Below are 23,722 nucleotides of genomic sequence, written 5' to 3' on the forward strand. Positions count from 1 at the left end.
ATAAACATGAATTTCGAGACAAAGTGTTCAAATTTTTCACTACAACGCTACCTGATATAGCGGACTCGCTGACGTCCAGAATTAACGACCATTTTCAGGTGCTAAAAACTGCATTTTGAAGTTTATTGGGTATATACTGGACGCCATCCACTTTCATTCGAGTAAAAGATTCCGTCACAACGCTGACGCCTAATCCAGCAGAAACCAACCCAAGAATGGTCATTGCTTCGCCTGCTTCCTGTGAAATCATCGGCGTCACGCCTGCTTGAGCAAGTAACGTGATAATTTCATCATACAAAGCAGTCCCGACATCGCGCTCAAAAAACACCATCGGATAACCCGCCAACATTTCGAGCTTTATTCCCTGCGGAGCATATTCCAGCAAAGGATGTCCATCATAAACAGCCAGCATAAAAGGTTCTCGAAATAATAACCGATACTCAAGGTTATCGGGTAATGGGGTATTACGCATAATGCCAACATCAATTCGTCCAGTCAGTAATGGCGCAATTTGCTGTTTAGTATTCATCTGATGCATATGAATAGCGACTTCCGGGTAACGTTCCCGAAACTGCCGTAAACTCAGAGTGACCTTATGCATAAACGGTGTCGTAGAGGTGAAACCAATAGATATTTCACCTAATTCTCCTTTTTGCATTCTTGCGGCCTTTGTCGCCGCAGCATCAACCTGAGCTAGGATCTGATAAGCTTCTTTTAGAAACATGTTACCTGCCGGCGTTAAACTCACATTCCGGTTATTACGTTCTAATAACTGCGCATTGATATTATTTTCAAGTGACTGAATTTGTTGGCTTAACGGAGGCTGTGAAATATTAAGCCGTTCCGCTGCACGACCAAAATGTAATTCCTCTGCCACTGCAATAAAGTAGCGTAAATGCCGCAACTCGATAGCCATAATCACCTTTGAGATCTAAGACATATTATTATTAATGATTAATATATTAGACAAAATATTTTGCAATTCATATGCTTGATCTCCATCAAGATACAAGCTAGTTAATAAATTAAGTAAGGAAATGATGTGAGCGCCAGCCCTAGTAGTAATAGTAGTATCAGTGAAAATCCAACTCTTGATAATCATCTTGTTCAAAATAAAAAAAGTTATATTCAGAAAAACGATCCTCTGTACATTAGAGTGACGTTGTCACTCTTTATCGTCGGATTAGCGACATTTGCCCTGCTCTATTTTGTGCAACCGATTCTACCTATGTTGTCGGAAGATTTTGGTGTTTCTCCCGCGACCAGTAGCTTATCTTTATCCCTTTCAACCGGCATGTTGGCGTTGGGTTTACTAATAACCGGCCCTTTGTCTGATGCCATTGGCCGTAAAAATGTGATGGTAACCGCGCTAACAACAGCGGCCCTTTTCACTTTACTCAGTGCATTTATAACCAGTTGGCATGGAATTCTAGTTGTACGCGCTCTGGTTGGTTTGTCTCTCAGTGGCGTAGCCGCCGTTGCAATGACTTATCTTAGTGAAGAAATCCACCCTAATTTTGTTGCTTTATCAATGGGACTTTATGTTAGTGGTAATTCTATTGGCGGCATGAGTGGACGATTAATATCAGGTGTTATCACTGACTATTTCTCATGGCGGGTTTCTGTCATCGTATTAGGTTTATTGGCATTAATTGCGGCAATGATGTTTTGGCGTATGTTACCTGAATCGCACCGTTTTCGGCCAAGCTCTCTTAAACCTAGATCTTTATTAATCAATCTAAGATTACATTTTCGTGATAAAGGATTGCCATTACTGTTTTTTGAAGCCTTTTTACTCATGGGCGGCTTTGTTACCCTATTTAATTACATAAGTTATCGTTTATTAGATTCACCCTATCATTTTAATCAGTCAATTGTCGGTATGTTATCTATTGTTTATTTGGCAGGGACATACGGCGCCTCCAAAGTAGGTACATTAACCCATCAATACGGGCTTGGAAAAGTGCTGATCGCGACAATAAGTATGATGCTAATCGGTACGCTTATTACCTTATTCTCATCTGTGGTGACGATTATCATTGGGATGATAGTCCTCACTTTCGGTTTCTTTGCTGCACATGCTGTTGCCAGCAGTTGGGTTGGACGTCGTGCTCGCCGGGCCAAAGCACAAGCCTCTTCTCTTTATCTGTTTTGTTATTATTTAGGCTCAAGTGTGGCAGGTACTCTCGGTGGTATATTTTGGCTCCAATTAGGTTGGCATGGTGTTGTTTTATTTATTGCCATTCTTATCTTTTTGGCCCTACTTTTAGGGTTTAAACTCGCCAAACTGCCAGAGGCAAGATAATAGAAAACAAGAATTATTCACTATCTATATTTAGCTATTTATTTAGCGTTTTTTATCCGTCAGCTAACATCCTTCATTTTCTGATTTGTCAAAAATTAATTTGTTTTTTTGCAGCAATATTAAAAATCATGACAACATTGTTCAACAAAAAAACAAACATTAATACTCATATATAAGGAAGCATTAATTATGGGAAATTCCAGATTTGAAGGTTTCACTAAAGAGGAAATAAAACTGGCATATGAATTTGATATGCTAAATCAATCTATGGTGATGGCGGAAGCAAATGCCTATGCACTGCAAAAACAGTTATGTCGTCTTAGCGAACCGCAAAAACTGCTCAATAAGATAGGTCGGAATGCACTGGTGGAGATTAAAGACACGATGATACGTTCAGTGCCCGCCTCAATATGTGCAGGATTAGCCGGCGCTGCTACAGCATCAGGTGGACCCGCCATCTCTTTTCTCGCCAGTGCAGCGGCGGGAAGTATTGGTGGCGAATTGGCAAAACCCATTACGTCAAGAACTGGTGTTCATACTCAGTTGTATCCGACCTGTGCCGGCAATACGATTAAAGATATTGAGCAAGAAGTACAGGGGAAATTACAAGGTAAATTGAGTGGCTACCCCAAATTACATGAACTATATCGTACTTATGTGAACAAAGAATATGCGCGGGATTTTGTGCTTGATACTGCACTGGCAAATACGCCTGATATGGTTACCAGCGCTGTAACAGAAGGTGTCAGTAACTGGACGGCAGGCACTTTCAGTTCCATGCTGAAATATGGCCCAATACCTGTTGTGGCTTTAACTGCGGCAGCAGGATTAGATCCCCGTGGTATTTATAACAAAGGTAAAGATACACTGCATGCAATGGCTAGCATAAAACCTGGCCCACACGCAGGAGGTAATCTGAAAGCAAAAAAACTGGAAAAACTACTGCATACTTATCAGGAATATTTACCCTATCTGGAGCAAAATTTATTACGTGCGCGAGATTGCTTAACCCAATTAATTGCGTCGTTAAACAACAATCCGAATAGAAAACTAAACATTGAAGCGTTCATGAAGAAATTCCCTAATCTAGCCTTATCACATCGCAACGCCCGCACGGCATCTGAAGAAATTATCAATATGCTTGATGTGTTAATTATGCTGGAAAAAGAGAGAAAAAATGAGGTAATTAAAGAAACCTGCTTATTATAAAGCTAAATCTTCTTTTGGGTGTGTTGACGCGACGCAGGTCAACCACCCGAGAGAGAGTTTCAATCAAGGTGATAAACTTGACGCCAAAGAGAGCTGTTCATGTAACACAGCATACCTGAAACATCCACCAGCCCCCGCAGCATCATTTGCACAACAAAGTTATGAAACTAACTAATAATAACATTAAAATCTGTGGAAATTAAATTTGCTAAAAAATTTGAACTCACTTTATTTTTTACAAAAAAAGAGAGATTTGGAAAAATAGAATCTTTACCACTATAACTTAGTTCACCCTCTTTTATAATATAACAACAGGGTTCAATTAAATTTATGCTGTACTCTCCGGCACCTGTATCATCGGAATATATGCCAAAATTATCAAAACCATTCTCAACGTATTCCCCGTTATTGAAAAACCAATCTTGAGTTGGCTTCTCTCTGGACATTTCTGCCGTAAAATTTCGTGGAGTGAAAAACTGAGCTTTAAACGTGAATGCAAGATAAAGATTTGAAATATTTGGATAACAAAATAAATTGCGAAATTCTGAAATATTCCGGCCATCCAACCATATAAATCCTGGAGTATAAATACGAAAATTCAAATTCTCCGCACTCCACTTCTCTATCTTTCTATCGGGTGCCAATGGGAATTTCATCACGATACCATTTGGAGCATATTTGTTTACATAGATATTAGTCATCATTGTGCCTCATCTTTTAATTAATTTACTTGGCTCAATAGCCCCAACCTTGTTTATTATCTCTTTTTTACAGTATAATGCCATAATCGGATTACCGCTAATATTCCACGGTCAAAATCACTTCACGCTCATCACATTGCTAAAAAAACAATAAGAAAACCGTGAAATTTATTTAGGGCAGTTGCAAAACATTCACCTGACGAAAAATTATTATCAGCACCGATATCTACCCTAATTGAAATAATATACAGCAAGATTATTCCCATGTGGAAATAAGAAAGTATCGATCATAACGATGCTAAGCTATCTTTGCCTTTATATTTTGTCAATCAAGAGTAACAGACAAGTAATACTTTATTTATGATTAACAACTAGCTATCGGCCGTAAAACAATTTCTGCCGGACAACTACCTGCTGGATGCTGAAGAATAAAAACAATCGCGTCAGTGACGGATGAAAGTGGGATAGTTCCTATATTATTTGGTAACACCGCGCCTAACACTTCAAGCTGACCCGGTGAAATTGCGCATACTCGTACACCTTGTTGCCATAGTTCTTGCTGTAACGCTACAGTAAACCCAGCGACTGCCCATTTTGATGCTGCATAGCAACTGGCCCCAGGCAAGCTGGCTTTTCCGGCCAAGGAGCTAATATTAATAATGGAAGGCTGCGTGCTTGATAATAGATGTGGCAAGGCGAGATATGTCATGTGAATTAAAGCAGTGATATTAGTCGTAATAACTTGATCAATTTCTTCCGGTATTAAATCCATCAAATTGCCAAAATGGAAAGCACCGGCATTATTGATTAATACATCCAATCCACCCAACTTTGCACAAGTGAAATCTATCAACTGCTGGCGGAAATTATCATGACATATATCCCCAGAAAATGAGTATATTTCGCAGTTATCCTGATATTTTCGGGACAATTCTTTAAGCCGATTCTCACATCTTCCCGTTATCACCATTCGAGAACCATTGCATGCAAGCATTTCAGTGATTGCATGACCAAGCAAGCCACTGGCGCCGGTGAGTAATACACGTTTACCATGCAACATCTTCCCTCCCTAATAACGCAAAATAGCGGACCTCCATCCGGTGGTATTTATTCGCCAATTAGAAATCCGCTCAACCTTATATTGCTATCAAATAACTACAGAGTTATTTATCACTCGTTTTTTGATGATTCGGTACAAGAACGACAACCAAAACCAATCACCCTTCCCGCTTCACTACCAGATAAAGTGCGCGGTACTGCCCCAGCCAGACTCACCGGTTGGGAAAAAGTCGCTAACCGGAGAGAATTTTCCATTTGGCTTGTTTCAATCTTGCCCAGATTAGTGTTTTTCATATGATTTACCTCTTTTTTTATATTAGTGCGTCTGGTATGACGCGGTACTATCAACGCTCGCTAGGCCAGCGCTAACATACATTGCTGAGCTTGCACACGGACATAACTACTGGGATCATTCATGGCAAGGTGATAAACCTGATCACGATATTGTGTATCGGTAGCAAAACTCAGCATGGAAACAAAAGCGATAGAACGTAGCTCTTCACGGGTGTGGCTGCTGGCAATTGTATGCAGTAACTCTCTGCTACGTTCATTGCCCTCTTTCATCAAAACAGAAAACAAGGCTTTATGTGCGCGAAATCGTTCAAACCGCCCGTTTTTAATACGTGCAACCTGAAAGCCAGAATTATTTTCCCTATCCAGATCAAATTCATATTGGCGCTGTCCATTCCCTCTAGGTTGAATGATGATATTGATAGAGACGGATAAATTTGGTGGTGGAAATTGAATATGCATATCTTTACTGCGAAAGAAAAATATGACTTTGCCTGGAGATAACATCTTTTCGCCAAAGTAATTCATAGCGACTTCTTCACCCTCAGCGCCATCAACGCTGCCATAGTCGTACTCATAAAGACGTGTCGTATAACCATCACCAAAAAAGTTAGTCGTCAAAAAATCGAAATTATGGTCATGAGGTTCTAACCAGGAAAATGGCGCAGGCGCGGACTGAGGTCCAAGTGGTAACCATAGAACCATGCGAATGGCAAATCTCCGTTCGCTGTATAGAATAAATGTCGGCGGCTGAACATCGTTTCCAGACTGGAATTGGTTGGGGAATACCAATTGGTTACAGATGATGTCCAATATTTCTTGCTTGTTAGCCGCAAAATCCACCAACCATTGACTGGCTATCTCTATCTCTTCCCGCTGGTAATGACCACAGGAAACGTTATCCACCATACTACTGGTCTTCAAAAGCTGAACCAATTCAGGCAATGCCAATGGCTTACCCGGTTTAGGCGTGAATTCAAGAGTCATGAATTTTCTCCTGCAAAGTTACCAATACTGCCTGAATCGCATTACGGACATAGTTGCTACTGTCATCCAACGCACTATCAATCAACGATTGTGAGGGTTGATGACGAAGAATAGCAGCCCATGCCATCGCTCTGGCTTCTTCCGATTGATGATTTTTAGCAATATGGATCAGCAGTTTTTGTGTACGTAGATTCCCCTGATATGCCATCAATGAGAAAATCGAACGCTGAGAAATTACCCGTTGCAAGTTATTGAATATAGGTTTGCCAACAATACGCCCTGCCGATTCCGATAGTTCAAAAATCGTTTGTCGAACGGAAGGAATGCTTTTAGGAATAATGAGATTCAAAGATGCTGACAACGAAACAGGTTCGTGCTGAATGTGCACATCCTTATTAGCGTAATAGTAAATAATATCCCCTTCTTCCAGAAACATATCCCCTGCATAGCTAAAAAGTGTTTCCCCACTGTCACTCTGCTCGATCTGAGAATAGTCAAAACCATATAGGGAGGTGCGGTATCCAGGGCCAAAGAAGCCAACGCTCATCAGGTCGAATGCATGATCATGGGCATAACGATAGGAAAAAGGGATACTTCGAGCCTGAAATCCCACAGGAATCCAGACCATCAAACGCAATGTAAAAATTGGGCAAGTGTACAAAACATAACTTTGTGATTGTCCATTATTGGTATATTGGAAAGTTTCAGGAGTCACTAAGGCGTTACTTATATGTTGCAATACTTCATGGCGATTAAGCGCCAGGGCCTTAAGATGGGTTGCCGTATTTAACATATCATCCTGGCTATAACAGGATGCTCTCAAACTTTCGAGCACGCCGGAATCAGTCAGATATTCAATTAAAGCCGTCAAAGTGATTTGAAAGCTAGGTTCGACTACCAATTTTATCGCCATGTTTAGTCCTCCCTTGCCGCGTCAAACCCACTGAGCCGTAAGCTATTTTTTGCTGTTTCTCGCATCATCGTATCGGTATCTTCACGAGCTATCTGGTGTAACAATTCCAGGCATGCAGCACTATCAATCTGTGCCAAGCTTTCAACTGCCTCCCAGCGAACAAAATTGGCATAATCGGACCTTGCGAGCTTCTCCAATACAGTACTTGCGCCATGATATTTCATCGCTCCTAAGAGCCGAACATATAGCTGAATACGTGACGCACTTAAATTAGTACAAATGGTTTCGACGGGTTGTAAACTTTTTCGATCGTAAATCCAACTGATCCACCCTTTAGCATCTGAATGTGCAATGAGTAAAAAAGATCCATTACGATTCTCATAACCGAAATCAAGAATATCCTCGTAAGCTTTAAAGCTATATAGCTGGTTTGGTTCGAAAGTGAAAACGCCTAATGAAGTCAATGCTTCTGGTTGTATAAATGGATCATTATGATTAATTTTGCATTTATAATAAGGAACTTGTATTGCCTCTTGTGTTGGATTGATAATAAAAGTATCAAATTCATTGACATATAGTCTTTCATTATTCGTTTTACCAATAAAGCGAACAAGTAAATTAAAATTTTTCTGCCGATGAATATAAATACTATCCTCAGAAAGAAGTTCATATTTATCAGTAATTTCTTTCTTTTCTAATAGATCATTCAATATATCGATAATGTTATCACGTGACAACTTACCCAAAACCTCACCAATCGACCAGAAATCTCCACCATTACCCGCCATCTTCTTGGTAATTATTTTCTCTAATTGGTCTAATTTGGTAATTTCTTCTACTGCCTGCTCATCAAAATGTAACTGTTTACTCTGATCAGCTTTGGGTAATCCCTGTTTTTCATATAGCGAGGTAAAATAACTATCACGTGAAGCACGTAACCAGTCTGATAGAGAAATATTTTTTTCTTCTGCTTCAGCGATAAGATTATCAATGCCTTTTTTAGCGATTGACTGGGCAATACCTTTATTAATGAGCATGTTTTCCAAACGGTCTTCTGTTTCTTTATTCACGACAATACCCATGCCAACTGAATATTGTGGCGTATTCCCAATATGATAATGATGTGACGGAAGAATAAATATATCACCGGCCTCTATTATCCAGTTATCGGCATAGGGCCGTAGTTTCTCCATATTAAACCGATACTTTATCCCGTCTATTTTTTCAAAAATATCCTTATCAAACAGAGACATTTCTTTGGCATTAGGCCCACAATGGAAATGCACTACCGAGCTATAAGGATCATCAAGATGAACACCAAATGGCGTATATCCATAGTTACCAATAAACAGACAGGTTCCTATGAAAGTATTTCTTTCCCCAAGAATTTTTCTCAGAGGAGCGAAAATAGAAGAAACTGCTTGAAAAATATAATCAGACCAGCGTTCAGTATCATTGACAATCACACAGAACCGTTCACCCCCGGTGGCTCGTGATATCCAACTCTCAAATGTTTCGTCTTCATGAGGCTCAGTATAGAGAATAGGATCAATATGTTCCGCACTCAATCTCCCCTCTATATATACCCGAATTAAAGATTCCTGGGAAACCATCATTTCTTTTTTCAATATGCTAAATAGTGAAAATAAGACATCATCAGAAAACAACTCAGGATTAAAAGCTGCTTTTATTAACTTAGCTGACATAATCACAGGTTTATTAACTGGATCATAAACTTGTTCATCTTCTCTTATCTTATGCATCTGATAATGCTCACAAACCTCATTAAATTTTTTAACGTACTTAATATAAGCGTTCATATGTGATCCCGCCTTTTGATGATAGCGAAGAGAGATAGATAAAATAGGTAGGTAGATAAAAAAATAATAGGTGAGGATGATAAAATAGCAAGGGACAATTATATAAGGCGCTTATTAATGTGAATAGGTCAAGATGTACTTCGGAGAGCGTTAATTAAAACAGGAACTGGATAAAAAAACGAATTCAAGAATATGATCTATAAATAATTTATTTTAGTTTTATAATGAAATAATAATTTATTAAAAATAAAATCATAAAACGATTTCGCGTAGTAAGCGCAATAAAATTAAATAATCAAAGGCATTATATTGATATATAAATGCGAACAATATCACATATTTTACAATTAACTATTATCACCCTTGACACCATTTCACTCTATTTTTTATCTCAAAGAAACCAAAAGGCGACGCAGACGTCGCCCAATAGTTATTTTCTGTGAGGCTTAACAATCGAATTTTTATATTGTCAAACGGCCTCGTAACACATTACGAGTTTCAATGGACGATTGACTAAACAGAGTCCCGGTACTATTCCGAAACGCTTGATTCACTTCCACGGCTCGAATAGATGGGTGAACATTTACCGCTTCCGGCTCCAATTGTGTAAAACGAGATAAAGTATAGGCTTCACCTCCCTCAGAAGTACCTGCCGATGAACTCAGTTCCCAAGTTTGATGATTCACTGCATAAGCTGTGCGCGCAAGCTCAATTATCCCTGAGGTTGTCGATACCGCACCAAAACCAAAGGATACCCATCCTAGAATATTAGCTGCCTTCGCATTACTGTCTGCAACCGCAGCAGCCGCTATCCCCGTAGAGAGCGACACCGCATTTGCGCCCAACGATATCGAAGATAATGCGATATCCCACCGTCTGCTGGAACGGCTGGCAACTTCACCAAATTCAAGAGGCACTGACCCGATAACACCCGCGCTGATTGACTGAGAACCACTCCGTACCGATTTTACCAACGAAGAGGCGCTGATACCAAAACTCACAACACCTAATCCAAGACTAATCCAATTTAATATCCCAGATGTTTTCGGATCTTTTTCCGATAATGCTGCTGAGGCAATCCCTATCGAATCGGCAGCCAATCCAATAACGGTCGCAGTAACTGCAAACGCGCTGGTAGAAGCAATCGCCCCCAAAGCGCTCCCCGCAGCAATGAGACCCGCGCTAATTGCCGCTCCGGCCCCCAGCGACACAATCCCGACAATGATGCCAATTGCCCCTAGCACAATGCCTAATATCCCGCCAGCACTAAGATGACCGTTCAGATCAATCCGGTTTATGGGATCGCCTTGGCAATAGGTATAAGGGTTAACCCCTCCCTGACCAAAGGGACTCCAACTGTCGGGACTATGAAATCTCATGAGCACCGGATTGAAAACACGATATCCGTTACCTAAGAAGTACCATCCTGTTACCGGATCAACCTGAGCGCCATTCAAACCCGGTAATGAGGAAATTAAGCTTCTGAAACCATAAGGTGTGTAGGATAAAGCCATCAACTCGTTTTCGTTCTGACTGGCGATAACCGTACTGTTATGGTCAGTACCATATTGATAGTAGACAGACTGACCATTCTTGGTACTCTGATGACCAAGCCGTTGCTTATCGCTGTTCAACCAGGTAATGGTTTCATCACCCAATTGAACATTCGTCACTTTACCAGAAGCATAATGCTGTCGATTAACCGTACCATTCACCAAAACCTGTGCGGTTAATTTGTTCAATGCATCATACTGGTAGCTGCACACCAAATTACCCAACCGGTCTTTGACCTGTACCAAACGATTATTCTGATCGTAAATGAGCGTCTGCCCTTTTTCGTCGCGAGTTAGATTACCGTTAGCATCATAACTTAACTCTATTTGCTGTTTGTCACTGGTAATACGAATAAGTTGAGTTGGATCAGTTTGACTGAAATGATAGTCCACCGTTTCCTTACCATCTCGATATGTATTATCAAGCCGTTTAATATTTCCCCATTGGTCATAATGGTAAATCTGCTGATTTAATACACGACCAGTATGATCAATCGGAGATTGTTCCCCCTCACATTGGTACTGGCTTAGGCGTTGATTACTATCATATTGATAACGTTCATTTTTCATAACCACGCCATCGACGGAAGTGGTACGTTGGCTGATTTGATTATTCTTTGTGTAGCTTAAAGTAATGACTTGTATTGAGAAGTCACTAATTAGCGAGCGTTTTATTTCTCGATCAAAAACATCGTATTCAGTTTTTGTCACTAATTGGGATAATGATGTTGCATCTTTTGTCGTCGTTGTTATCAACCGTCCAACATTGTCATATTCAAATGTAGCGTATTGTGAACCTTGCTCTGTTTTAACTAATTTTCCTTGTCCGTCATAACTATAAACATGATCATGACCAAAACTATCTTTATGGCGCTGAATCAAGCCGGACATCGTATAACGGTAATCGCCTGACGAAACTGATTTATTTTCTCGTGAAAACGATTCATGCTGTAATACACCCGATGGGAAATAATTGTAATTGCTCTGGGATACCCCCTCTGACGCAGATAATAATGCCCCCGTTTTCGGATGGTAACGAAAGTTTTGTTGGCTCGTCTCTGTGGTAAATTTGGACATCACACTGCCAAGAGAGTAAAGATAATCGATGTTTTGTTTATTATGCGCAGGAGTGACAGACTGAATAGGTTTGTCACCTTGAGGTCCATATAAATATTCTGATTTACGTCCTCCCACTGTATCGCTGGTTACTCGCCCAAGGCCATCATAAACTAACGAACCCAATTGTGTTCCATTCACATTCAGTGCAGAAATTAATTCTTCATGGCTAAAGCTTGCATAAGCGGATTCTAATACTGTTCCGTCTGGCAAAGTTTTTTTCACTATACGATCAAACACATCATATCCAATTTGGGTAGCATGACCTTCTGCGTCTGTTTCAGTCACAGTACGACCAAATCCATCATAACGATAGGTACGAATGCTATATACCGTACCATCAGGATGCACAGCTTTGATAGAAGCCGGTTGTTCAAAATTATTTTGCTGAATATTTAACATCCCCAACCCTTTGACCCCTTGAGTAATTATCCTCGTAATAGGATCATGGATTTCCAGTTCTATCCGGCCATCGCTGTATTCAGTACTGTAACGATTTCCCCAACCATCATATTGATAGGTTTTCGTTGTAACTAAAGGAGTAGTCAGACGAGTCAAAGGATTAGCAGATAAATCCCATAACCAATCATTTGAAATTTCCTTGCTCAACTGCCCCAAAACATCATATTGTCTGGCAAGAACTTTTCGATATGTACCTTGATAAATCCCCGATGTTCCCCAAATACCATCATCATCTTGTTCTTCAATCGAACAAATACGTCCCATTCCATCGTAATGGGTTTTACGTCTGACGCCTTGGGAATCAATTTCTATCATTACCGGCCAAAAATCATTTTCATCCCCGCCGGGATATTGATAAACATAACTACGTTTAATCTCTTTTGTCGTACCCGGGTCAATAATTTGACCTACAATTCGGCCCAAAAGATCATAAGACTGATCGGTAATCACACGGTTTACATCAATTTTACGAAGCTGCCGATGGGTATAAATAGAGGTCACATTTTTCGATTCCATATGCGCCCCATCAAACCCTGTCACTGTAGAGTTTGTGGTTATCTCATTTTCTGAATATTCATATTTAAATGTAGTGACCGTTTGTTGGTTATTCATTACCGATGTTATTTTCGCTAATGAGCCATGAGATTTGTTTGTCGGTGAATTAACATAGTTAAAGGTTCTCACTATTTTACCGTCTATGGTTTCTGAGGCTTTGCTGATATATTCCTTAACATAAGCGCCGGTAAAAGCGGGCAATTTTTGATATGTGTAATGAGTCACTTTATTTACTACACTTTGAGCTGCATCAGGCGATCCTTTTTGCGTAGCCGATTTTAAAAATCGGGAAAAACCCAATGGATCGGCAGGACAGTTATTACCTTCGCCGTTCACCGGATAATAAACGTATTCTTTCTGTATCCCACTGGTCTCAGTAATAAGTAGAGTATTTCCCCAATCATCGCTTTTAATATTAACACTCTCTTCTCGTGAAGTATTGGTTTGTATATCCGTATAATGGGTTAACACCCGAGAGGGTTGTTGTAAATTTTCTGGTTGCTCTGAGAAACTTTTTGATGGATCTTCATTGTAAGTAATTTCTGTTGTAATTCTTTTATTGTCTTGTGTTTTTGCTTCTTTGGTCATTAAATGGAATTTATTAAACACTCTTTCTATTACTGAAACCACATTTTGACCGTCTAAAATACGTTCAATGGATGAATAGGTATATTTACCTGTGACCAAATACAAATTATCCTGACTAGAATCAAAGCTTGTTCGGCCAGAAGAATAGCCCAAAAAATTATGCACTGAGCTATATTCATAGGATTTGCTGATCGCAGGTTGCCCATTACCCGGTTGAATAGTCAGTGCAGCAGCATAAGGAATATATTCTGTGTCCGTCACTTTGTGCCCATTCTCTTTATAACTCACCAGCTCAACATAACCGGTTGGTGTACGGAAGATACTAATAACCGGAAATACACCTTTTAATGTCTGATAGGTCATCTTAAATCGGGCAGAATCAATGGGACCAGAAGCATCGTAAGGTACAGTCACCGTAATAAGGTAATCGTTACGATAATCGAATGCTATTTTCGCAGAAATATTATTATCATCAGGGTATTCCACTGATGTACAATTATTGCCAGAGTAATTGAGTTTAAGGTAGGTTTTACCGGTCACACGGTATTTTATTTCAGACAATGCAAATCTTGAATTATAAATTAAATCAAATGCTTCGCCATCAGGAAATTCAAGTGCAACTGTTTTTGCAATGTCACTTGATCCAATTCGTTTAAGTATTTCTATAATGCCATTCTTGTTATAAACATAGAAAGTGTTACTATCGAGTTTATATACGCGCAAATCTTTTAATTTTTTATCTTTAAAGCTAAGATCATTATTATTAGGCGGCAATGGTTTACATTTAAACTGCTCCCCATTTGCTCGGCTAAATGTAAGTGTTTTTACATCTAATGTTGTTAATGAAAATCGCCAGCCAATACCAAACCCATTATTTAACGTTGTTAATGGCGAGAATGATAGATTAATAACCTGTTCAACATTACCAACATTATTTGGTCTTAACGTGATAATATTGATATTTGCGCTATATTGGCCTGTTCTGGGATCGACACCGGTATTAATATAAGAGCCAAAATTAAAAGCATTAGAATATATATCAGTAGCTTTCATTTTAAATTTCCTGTTTGATCAATTAATATTATATTTGAGTAAAAGTTCGTTTATGTACAATTACAGATATGGCTATATTCCTATTTCAATAACGGAATATATCAATTGCTGGTAAACGCACATGCGATTACCAGCATAAACAAAGGTCTTTTACTAAGGAAAATCAACTTATTCTCGCTATGCTTAGCGCACGTCCAATGTTAACCGAAGATATTCTAAATTTATGTTGACAACCGTAGTTATCAATGATTGTGATATCATGATATCCATCGCGATAACCGGTCGTCCATGAACATCCTGTTACATGGATCACCTCAGCAGCAAGCTGCGTGTCTGGAATAGTAACGGTATAAGCATGGCCCATAACACACCCTCCACCCATGTCATCCCTGGCATTTACATATGAGGTTCCTCGTTTAAATACTCTTGCTCTTGTCAAAAATCTATCGTCTTCTGGATTTTTACCAAGGTTATATACATTATTCACTGTCCTGTCATTCCCTTCCAAAATTCTCAAGTTATGCGGCAATGTCCAAGTATAAAGATTGATTGTTTGATGATGAGTATCGGATTTTGTCGGCTCTTCTGTTTCATCAAACAATATATTGGTGTTTTCATGCAATTTATCTGCATTAATTGCATAAGGAGCAATAGCTTTTAATAAAATCTTGCTGTCAAAAACTTCATCACCAACCGACATATTCGTTGTTAGTGTACGTTTCCCATCCGTGTCTTCAAATGTCATTTTTGCCATTAGGTATTCTGTACTTGTTCTATTACTACTGACATAACGATAAATAATTTCAGGAACACTTTTCACGCTGTTCTGATAATTTTCATTTGTACAGCAATCTCCCGCATGATTCGTTACCGGCTCCTCAATAAAAATATCGGCGCTATAAACACCATTTAATAACCCAAGAGCATATTTATTTTTCGCATCTGTCGTTGTCCAACTTGAAGGCATTTTTAATTGATCATATATGAGGCTATCACTTAATGCCGCCACCTGAATCGATCTTTTTTCAGCCTCACTAAGCGCTAATTTTACCCAATCACCATTCCTATATTCTTGTTTAAGTACAGAGATTTTTACCATACATTGATGACGTCCATTAGCATAAAAACTGTCATCAGTTTTCTCAATGGTAAATGTTGTTATTCTCTTTTCCATAACACTCTCCATAATATTGTAAATTAAGCTGTAATAGAAATAATATCAAGTTCAAAACCATAATATGGCCCCTGCAATTCAGAAATAATTCTGACGCGATAACGTTTTGATAATTCGTCTTCAACTGCCTTCAAGGCATTCATGATAAATTCACTGTACTTTCCTTGTGCAAAGAAGATAAATTGTGTGGTTGAAGGATTAATAGCGACATATTTACCAAGCGCATGGCGTAATGTTTTAATAAACAGCGTACTATCTTCATTTAATTCGAATAGCTTTTTATCTGTCGTCGTTCTATCCATAAAATTACCTTCACCTAAAAGATAAATATTTATCTCACGATGGTCACGGCGCAGTAAAAACTGTTTATTGATATCCAAATCGAATACTCTGGGTTTAACCGTTTTATCAAGTAAATGATCTGGAATAACAAATTCAATCAAGAAACGACGCCCATTCACGATAATAGGCAGATGTTCCCGATCAGTTGAGAAACAACACAAATTCCCAATCCACGAAGAACCTTCTGTTTCCGAATAACCTGAATATAAAGCAGCAACCTTACCTTGCTCTAGAATGTTCATTATAACCTCTTAATATTAATGGTGAGAAAAAAGAATTAAGTAAAACCTTAGATTACAGCTTTGATTTTACATAATCAGTGAGTTCATTTAATGTTAAAATAGAGTGATTTGAAAAAAGCTCAGCTTTAATACTAATACCATATACCTCTAATATAAAAACCTGAATTTCTACGTAGTCAAGGCTATCAAATTCAAGCGAAACAAAAGAAGATTCTGGTGTTATTTCTTCCTCTTCTATATCCTTCATCACTAATATTCTATCCTTTATCTTAGTAAAAATATCATTTTGTGTTGTCATTTCACTTTCCTTTTATTTCATCTTAGAGATAATTGAAGCCTTTGACACAAAAATAGGTTTTCTATCATATAAACATCGATAATAGAAAATACGAATATAGTCTTTAGGACCATTCTTAATTATTAATGGTGGATTTAATTCAATACAGATATCCGGTGCAGATGATAATAGTGTACTATTAACAATGGTTTTATTTATCTTAATTGCTTGCCCTGTATGCAAAGTAAAAGATTGGTTCAGATAATCTTGTAATTGGTTAAAATGGTAGTGCTCAAAATTAAGAAAACTTGTCGAATTAATGATAAGATGAAAAGCAAACGCATCCAAGAACCACCCAATAGAAGTGACACTCGGAAAATAGTGCCTAAAGATCACATATTTTTCACAAACCTCTCTCCACGTTATCGTTAATTTTTGACAATTATCTTGAACGATCCAATCCTCAACTGATTTCATTGTATTTTCTACGCTGGTATTGCCGGACAACATGTTTTCTTTGCTAGGATTTTCCAATTTAAACGTTTTGTTTTTAGTATCAATCCTCAGTTGATGAGGTAATGCGGTATAAACATATTGACGGAACGACGCATCAATGTTCAATATTCCAGTTGTAAAATCCGAAGTTAATTGAGAAAACTGTTGCCGCACATAGAGCAAACTTAACATCCCCTGTACCGGATATTGCTGCATATTATGTAAGGACTTGCTTTTCGCCGGATAATGGATGGGATTAAAATCCCCAGAGAAATTCGACCAATGTTCAATATCTTCCATTGCAAAAATCAACATATCAGTTACCTTACCTTAGCGATAACCAACGCAGCGTTATGCCCGCCGAAACCTGCACTAATATTGAGTGTCACCTCTGGTTGAGCGGTGTAGCAATGTTGATTAGGTAAATAATTGAGATCGCAATCTGGATCGGCCCGATGTAAATTCAATGTTGCTGGCAAGCAATTTTCAGCTAATGCTTTCACACATACAATCGTTTCAAAACTACCGGCGGCAGCAATAAGGTGGCCAGTATAAGATTTTGTGCTTGATATAGGTACCTGATAAGCATATTGGCCCAGTGCTGCTTTAATTGCCTGAGTTTCATAAAGATCATTTAATGGTGTAGAGGTACCATGAGCATTAATGTAGTCAATATCTTCCGACGAAATCTGTGCCTGCTCAATGGCTTTAGTTATCGCTAATATTTTAGGTTCAATATCTTCTGTCGGCCGGGTTAAATTAGCGGCATCTGAATATTGAGCGTAACCTTTAATTTCCGCCAGAATTGTTGCACCACGCGCGACGGCTGAATCATAATCTTCCAGACAAACCACCGCCGCTCCTTCGGCCAATACAAATCCAGAACGATCAAGGCTAAATGGGCAACATGCGAGATTTGGGTCCGTTTGTTCTTTCGATAATGCATTTAGTACATCAATACTCCAAATATTACATTCCCGAGTAAGCGATTCAGCGGCTCCGGCAATCATACATTTTGCACGTCCTGAGCGAATAATTTCAAAGGCGTCGCCTATTGCCATTGTGCCCGTTGCACAGGCGGCCATAATGGTATTCTGATAACCACGTAGTCCATACATAATCGAACATGCCGCCGTCATGGAGCTTGGCATAGTAATAAGATTACTCATAGGATGAGCTAATTTAGCTTTATTATATTGGCAGGCATAATCTCCAGCATTATCGATAGCTCCCCAACCACTGCCAATTATTACTCCACATTCGTATTTATCGTAATATTCAACAGGTGATATGTTCACGCCAAATGCTTGCGTAACAGCTTGAGAAGCCGCCTTCAACGCCGTTTTTCCACAATCTGAAAGCGTATGAGTTAACTTTTTTGGTAATAACTGATAGCGCGATGGGTTTGGCGCAAGGAAAGAAAAGAAACGCGAATTAATGAATGAATCGGGAAATTCAATTCTGTGAAATTGATGTTGTTTCTCGATAATACTTTGCCAACATAATTCAACATCTTCACCAATCGGTGTGACCGCTCCCATACCTGTAATAACAACTCTTTGAGTTCTCTGCATATTGATTACCATTCATACATGGATTGAGAATGTCAATTTTTCTAGTTATAAAAGTAGGCTAATGAAGATATATCACCATAATCATAAATAAGTATTTTCAATATTTCTGGTTAATAGAATCGCTATTTGTGAATTATGTAAAACTAATTGATAGATTATTTCCTCCATGTAATAAAACCGATGATAAATGTCCATGAGAAAATAATTATTCACATCACATTCGGCTGTAATATCATGATAAATCCCAAAGGTTTATTTATCACTAACTCATTATTCTGTTTAATAAAGCATATCATTGTATAAAAACAAAATAAAAATAATAGCTTTAATTATTGCGCGACTTTTATTTCATAGCATATGAATTCAATTATTATATTAATAATCAAGAAGTAAAATTAAATAAAAGAAAAATAATAAACATTTCATATTATTCTCGTGAATGAGTACATCAACAATGAATACACCAATATTGTCCTACCGCATATTCTCACGGCTAACTGATAGCATACAATGACGTACATTTTCCAATCATTTTCTGTATCAAAACATATACCCTGCCCCGTTGTCTGTAATATACTGACACAACTGGATGAATACACAGCATTGTGCATCTTCACTGTCCAGTTAATGTAATAAAACCGGAGGCAATATATGGCTGAAACAGGCAAGAATACAGGAGTGTTCAGTGGTAATAAAATCAGAGGCAAGCTCTGACTCTGTGACAAAGCAGCAGCTCGACGCCCTCACCACCGATAAGATTACGCAAAGTATCATTATCATTTCAGTCGGCACAGTTTTTTACCGTCTACAAGAGGGTAAACACGGAGGCAGCGGCGTATTCTTTAACCGCGACGGAGGACATACCCGGTACGGGTTAACGAACGGCACAGTTGGTAATTTATATCTTGCCAACTCGCCAAGAACATCGATGAAGGAGGTGTTTCAACGTCTGCCAGCCATAACAGACCGGGAATTGGATGGGTACCATATGGCTACATTAGTGACAGAGAAAGATTTACGCATTGTAGACATTACCCGGCTTGCGCCGAAAATGCATATCACCGCCCATCAGCTAACCGGCACAGACTACCGGATCACACAGCAACTCGCGGCGAAGCTGTCACCGCACGCGGATGGGCTGGCTTATATGTCCAACGTCACGCTTGAGCCCTGCATCGTGCTCTGGCATGACGATCCTTCGGGTAAAAACGTGATACGCACCGAGGAACTCAAGATGCTCAGGGAATTTGAATATGAAGGAGAAATTGCCGAAGATATCCTGGTGAACGACTTGGATATCCCCGTAATATGACAAAAGGGGAACCGGTATGTGCCTGTTCCCCTTCTTTATTTATGCAGCATCTTGAGTGCCGAACAACTTGGCTAAACGAATTATCTGATCAAATTTATCATCCGCAACACCATCTCTCAGCAAATCAATAACAGTGAACTCTTGGCCTTCTGGTAAACGATGATCCAGTACATTACGTTTCTGTACGAAAAATCCGTACTGCATTACACCGCTAAAGTGATTAAGATGAAACAGAATCTCCGCCACCCCCCTGAGTACACCTTTTTCGCCTTTGCTTTCATCATCGGTGAACTGAAAAGCCGGATAAATAAACTCACCATCGTATTCCAAGGCTAGTAATTTACCTGTGTCTTTCTTCTTTTTAACGGTTACTTTACTGACACCGAGTAAACTCGCTACCTCGGCCGAATTTAACACACCACCGTTCTCACGCACGTTGTCAAAAAAGCGCGCTCGGCTACGCACACGATTGAGTAACCTCTTCTTTTCCGGCGTCAATTCAGCAAGCGCCCGTGCCGGTATCGCCAAAAACAACATATTCATCAGAAACTGATTATCCGGCAACGCTAGCTGACGCTTAATGTTAACCTTACCTTTACTGCGAATACCATCAGCCAGTTCCTTAATAATATTCTCAAGGCGATCAGCCGCTGCATCAGCGTCGTCATACTCATCATGAGGTGCCGACACGTTATTATTAAGTCTGGTCTTCCTGTACAAAGTTTGCATAATGCACCTCAAGCTAACGATTGATAGCATAAAGAATATAACCACAATCGTTAACCAATGCAAATTTTATCCATCTATACTGTGTGCTATTTCTCCTCCTAGATTCTTTCCTTTATAAAACCTCAAGGCAAAAATTAGCAGGCGTAATAATACGAGTACGACCAAAACACCCACGCTGTAATAATCCAGCCCGACGATCTCCGGTTACAAGATAGTCTGCTTCACCAGCACATGCCATAGCGAGTAAAAACGCATCATCAGGATCATCCGTATCTTCTTTAATATATAGTTTCTCCAATACCAGAGCACGTTGTAAATTGTTGATCATCGCCCCCACTTTAGCGGGTTGTAAGACAGTCTGGAATTTGGGATAACGACTTGCACGGCGAATTTCATCAAGCTGTAACCGTGAAGTCACCACTTCGAAACGTGCCGCACGCCAAGCACGGTAAATCGCATCTGGCGCACCATGTGGTGAGATCAAAGCACTAAATAGGATATTAGTATCAAGAACAACCTTCATTAGCGTTTACGTGCCCAATCTAGAGCCTCATCAACTATTGAAGCTAGCTCTATTTCACTAACATCAGTGTTAGCCACTTTAACTTGTTCTGCTGTCAGTTCTAAAATGTGTGACCGTACTGCCTCTTCTATAAAACGGGATAAGTCCCCTTTTTTTCCACCTCCTTGACTCGCCAGAAATATACGAAGAGATTGGTCAGTATCGGCAGAGACAGCAACGTTCCAACGAACACTATTCATAATATATTCTCCTTTCTTATGTGTTTATGTGTTTATGTGTTTATACGCCAATTTTACATGAAACGCAAAATCTTACACACCCGCTCCGCTAATCTACAACACTTATGCTCACTTCTTACCTTGCCGTCGCGATGCACCTTGAAATCCATAGGGTATATGTAAATATTCATTAATACCCGGCAATAGCGGAAATCGTACTATTGATAAACTGTGAATACATTCACAAAACACGATTTTCAAAGTTAAAAACCAACTAATATCTGAAGCAGATAATACGGTCATTAAATAAATTTTTTTAATCAAAAAATTAACAACGCTCAGATAAATTTTTATAAAAATAAGTCATTAAGGTTATTTTTATCACTCTTTAAACAGGGTAATTAGAAAAATAAAATTATTAATCACCAACATCTGTAATGAAATAATACATATTTAGCTATAATTACCCTTGGTTCCACGTTTAGCCGAATGACTTACCCTAGATCCAATTTCAGGCGTTACAACTTGCAATATTAATCCGAAAAAATGCGTTATTATTGGAGAAATCATGATGAAAAAAACAATAAAAAACATATCTTTATTCACAGGAATTATGCTTGGAAGCTTGACATTATCTCATGCAGCAATTATTCCACCCGGTACACAACTGGCGACCAACCAGAATATTATCCGTCATAATGGTTCAGAACCTGCTTCCCTTGACGTTCATAAAGTTGAAAGCGATGTTGAGTTTGATATTATAAACGACTTTTTTAGTGGATTAATTAGTATAGGAAATGATGGTAAGTTAAATCCTAATTTAGCGATTCGTTGGGAAACTAACGATAATAAAACCTGGGTGTTTCATCTAAGAGAAGGAATAAAATGGTCTGACGGCTCACCTATTACTGCGCACGATGTGGTTTTTAGTTGGCGACGTTTAATTGATCCCCAAATGGCATCTCCGTATGGCAGTTATATTGAAAACATGTATATAGCAAATGCCAAAGATATTCTTATCGGCAAGAAAAAAACCGATGAATTAGGTGTAAAAGCATTGGATGATTTAACGGTAGAAGTGACATTAGAACAACCGCTATCCTATTTTTTAAATATGTTGGCACATCCAGTTATGGTTCCCATCAGCCAAAAAGCGGTTGAGAAGTATGGTGAAAAATGGACTCAACCGAATGTGTTTGTCAGTAGCGGCCCATTCAAACTCGCTGAATGGATCGTCAATGAGAAGGTGATTGGCGTCAGGAATCCACAATATTGGGACAATGAACATACCGTGATTAATAAAGTCACCTATCTAAACGTAACATCAGAAACCGCAGTGGTGAACCGTTATTTGGCAGGAGAAATAGATATCACCAAACTTATCCCATCGGTTTTATTTAATTCTTTAAAAACCAAGTTGGGTAACCAGGTCCATATTTCCCCTAAATTAGGTGTTTACTATTACGAATTCAACACCCAAAAAGCCCCTTTTAATGATATTAGAGTCAGGCAGGCATTAAATCTGGCTTTAGACAAAGACATCATAACAGATAAAGTCTTGGGGCAAGGCCAAAAACCAGCCTATAATAATACTCCGCCAAATACAGGAGGAATGAACTTAAAACAGCCGGATTATGCATCATGGACGCTGGCAAAAAGAATTGAAAAAGCCCGGCAGTTATTGAATGAAGCGGGTTATAATAGAAATAACCCATTGAAACTTCATCTTCTTTACAATACATCAGAGGATCATAAAAGGATTGCTATTGCAGCCACCTCAATGTGGAAGAAAAATTTGGGCGTGGATGCTGTTTTACAAAATCAAGAATGGAAAACAATGTTAGACACCATGCATCAAGGCAATTTTGATTTAGTAAGACACGCATGGATAGCTGATTACGATAATCCTGCTTCGTTTTTAAATAATTTTGTCACCAATAGTTCTAATAATACATCATCATATCATAATGATGTTTATGATGATCTGATCAGTAAAGCCAAAGCAACAAATAACATAGAATATTTCCAGCAAGCACAAGATATTCTTACAAGAGATGTCCCGACAATTCCTATTTATTACTATGTTAGCGCCAGATTAATAAAACCTTATATTGGAGGATATTACATCAGCCCACTCGGTCTTATGTCATCGAAAGATCTCTATGTTATTAAGCACTAACAGGGGCATCTATACCCTATGGATTTCAAGATGCATCGCGACGGT

20 protein-coding genes and 1 pseudogene are annotated in these 23,722 nt (G+C 38.9%); 5 read left to right on the forward strand and 16 right to left on the reverse strand.

Annotated features, from left to right (window positions below; genetic code table 11):
- A pseudogene (locus tag V2H77_RS10820) lies at window positions 1-119 on the forward strand (IS630 family transposase); the annotation flags it as partial.
- Here V2H77_RS10820 and V2H77_RS10825 read toward each other — a convergent pair.
- On the reverse strand, window positions 95-916 hold the full coding sequence (locus V2H77_RS10825) for a LysR family transcriptional regulator (protein WP_341498783.1): 822 nt from the start codon (window positions 914-916) through the stop codon (window positions 95-97). The pseudogene V2H77_RS10820 and the gene V2H77_RS10825 overlap by 25 nt on opposite strands.
- 156 nt (window positions 917-1,072) lie before the next feature.
- On the opposite strand from V2H77_RS10825, the gene V2H77_RS10830 reads away from it, so the two are divergent.
- Window positions 1,073-2,305, forward strand: coding sequence for an MFS transporter (locus V2H77_RS10830; RefSeq protein ID WP_341498809.1), 1,233 nt, complete (start codon window positions 1,073-1,075; stop codon window positions 2,303-2,305).
- 189 nt (window positions 2,306-2,494) lie between these two features.
- A complete protein-coding gene (locus V2H77_RS10835; protein ID WP_341498784.1) occupies window positions 2,495-3,514 on the forward strand; it encodes a hypothetical protein in 1,020 nt (339 codons plus the stop codon).
- Between the two features lie 167 nt (window positions 3,515-3,681).
- Here V2H77_RS10835 and V2H77_RS10840 read toward each other — a convergent pair whose 3' ends face one another.
- From V2H77_RS10840 to V2H77_RS10895, 12 genes are all read right to left on the reverse strand, one after another.
- Window positions 3,682-4,218: a hypothetical protein gene (locus V2H77_RS10840; RefSeq protein ID WP_341498785.1), complete on the reverse strand. Its 537-nt coding sequence runs from the start codon at window positions 4,216-4,218 to the stop codon at window positions 3,682-3,684.
- Between the two features lie 361 nt (window positions 4,219-4,579).
- Entirely contained in the window at window positions 4,580-5,275 is a 696-nt protein-coding gene (locus V2H77_RS10845) for an SDR family oxidoreductase (protein WP_341498786.1), read from the reverse strand.
- Window positions 5,276-5,385: 110 nt separating this feature from the next.
- Window positions 5,386-5,568 carry a hypothetical protein gene (locus tag V2H77_RS10850; protein ID WP_265378997.1) on the reverse strand — a complete coding sequence of 61 codons (183 nt, stop codon included), beginning with the start codon at window positions 5,566-5,568 and terminating at the stop codon, window positions 5,386-5,388.
- Window positions 5,569-5,628: 60 nt separating this feature from the next.
- Entirely contained in the window at window positions 5,629-6,552 is a 924-nt protein-coding gene (locus V2H77_RS10855; RefSeq protein ID WP_265378998.1) for a hypothetical protein, read from the reverse strand.
- Entirely contained in the window at window positions 6,542-7,465 is a 924-nt protein-coding gene (locus tag V2H77_RS10860) for a hypothetical protein (RefSeq protein WP_341498787.1), read from the reverse strand. Before V2H77_RS10860 ends, V2H77_RS10855 begins: the two co-directional genes overlap by 11 nt.
- A gap of 2 nt (window positions 7,466-7,467) precedes the next feature.
- On the reverse strand, window positions 7,468-9,285 hold the full coding sequence (locus V2H77_RS10865; protein WP_341498788.1) for a HEAT repeat domain-containing protein: 1,818 nt from the start codon (window positions 9,283-9,285) through the stop codon (window positions 7,468-7,470).
- 461 nt (window positions 9,286-9,746) lie between these two features.
- Complete coding sequence (locus V2H77_RS10870) at window positions 9,747-14,612, reverse strand: RHS repeat-associated core domain-containing protein (protein ID WP_341498789.1); 4,866 nt, start codon at window positions 14,610-14,612, stop codon at window positions 9,747-9,749.
- Between the two features lie 163 nt (window positions 14,613-14,775).
- Window positions 14,776-15,786, reverse strand: a complete 1,011-nt coding sequence (locus tag V2H77_RS10875; RefSeq protein WP_341498790.1) for a hypothetical protein — start codon at window positions 15,784-15,786, stop codon at window positions 14,776-14,778.
- A gap of 23 nt (window positions 15,787-15,809) precedes the next feature.
- On the reverse strand, window positions 15,810-16,370 hold the full coding sequence (locus V2H77_RS10880; RefSeq protein WP_341498791.1) for a hypothetical protein: 561 nt from the start codon (window positions 16,368-16,370) through the stop codon (window positions 15,810-15,812).
- Window positions 16,371-16,422: 52 nt separating this feature from the next.
- Window positions 16,423-16,668 carry an acyl carrier protein gene (locus tag V2H77_RS10885; protein WP_341498792.1) on the reverse strand — a complete coding sequence of 82 codons (246 nt, stop codon included), beginning with the start codon at window positions 16,666-16,668 and terminating at the stop codon, window positions 16,423-16,425.
- Window positions 16,669-16,680: 12 nt separating this feature from the next.
- Window positions 16,681-17,457: a hypothetical protein gene (locus V2H77_RS10890; RefSeq protein WP_341498793.1), complete on the reverse strand. Its 777-nt coding sequence runs from the start codon at window positions 17,455-17,457 to the stop codon at window positions 16,681-16,683.
- A gap of 5 nt (window positions 17,458-17,462) precedes the next feature.
- Entirely contained in the window at window positions 17,463-18,716 is a 1,254-nt protein-coding gene (locus V2H77_RS10895; protein WP_341498794.1) for a beta-ketoacyl-[acyl-carrier-protein] synthase family protein, read from the reverse strand.
- A 685-nt stretch (window positions 18,717-19,401) separates the two neighbouring features.
- Here V2H77_RS10895 and V2H77_RS10900 point away from each other — a divergent pair.
- Window positions 19,402-20,028: an RES family NAD+ phosphorylase gene (locus V2H77_RS10900; protein WP_341498795.1), complete on the forward strand. Its 627-nt coding sequence runs from the start codon at window positions 19,402-19,404 to the stop codon at window positions 20,026-20,028.
- Between the two features lie 39 nt (window positions 20,029-20,067).
- Here V2H77_RS10900 and V2H77_RS10905 read toward each other — a convergent pair whose 3' ends face one another.
- The 3 genes from V2H77_RS10905 to V2H77_RS10915 form a co-directional block, all read right to left on the reverse strand.
- The gene (locus V2H77_RS10905) at window positions 20,068-20,757 is read right to left on the reverse strand and encodes a hypothetical protein (RefSeq protein WP_341498796.1); all 690 of its coding nucleotides are present in this window, start codon (window positions 20,755-20,757) and stop codon (window positions 20,068-20,070) included.
- Between the two features lie 112 nt (window positions 20,758-20,869).
- On the reverse strand, window positions 20,870-21,280 hold the full coding sequence (locus V2H77_RS10910; protein WP_139656532.1) for a putative toxin-antitoxin system toxin component, PIN family: 411 nt from the start codon (window positions 21,278-21,280) through the stop codon (window positions 20,870-20,872).
- The gene (locus V2H77_RS10915) at window positions 21,280-21,519 is read right to left on the reverse strand and encodes a ribbon-helix-helix domain-containing protein (protein WP_049581671.1); all 240 of its coding nucleotides are present in this window, start codon (window positions 21,517-21,519) and stop codon (window positions 21,280-21,282) included. Before V2H77_RS10915 ends, V2H77_RS10910 begins: the two co-directional genes overlap by 1 nt.
- Window positions 21,520-22,066: 547 nt before the next feature.
- Here V2H77_RS10915 and V2H77_RS10920 point away from each other — a divergent pair.
- Window positions 22,067-23,677: an ABC transporter substrate-binding protein gene (locus V2H77_RS10920; protein WP_341498797.1), complete on the forward strand. Its 1,611-nt coding sequence runs from the start codon at window positions 22,067-22,069 to the stop codon at window positions 23,675-23,677.
- Window positions 23,678-23,722: the final 45 nt, after the last annotated feature.

Source organism: Photorhabdus sp. P32 (genome assembly GCF_038085095.1).
Lineage (GTDB): Bacteria > Pseudomonadota > Gammaproteobacteria > Enterobacterales > Enterobacteriaceae > Photorhabdus > Photorhabdus luminescens.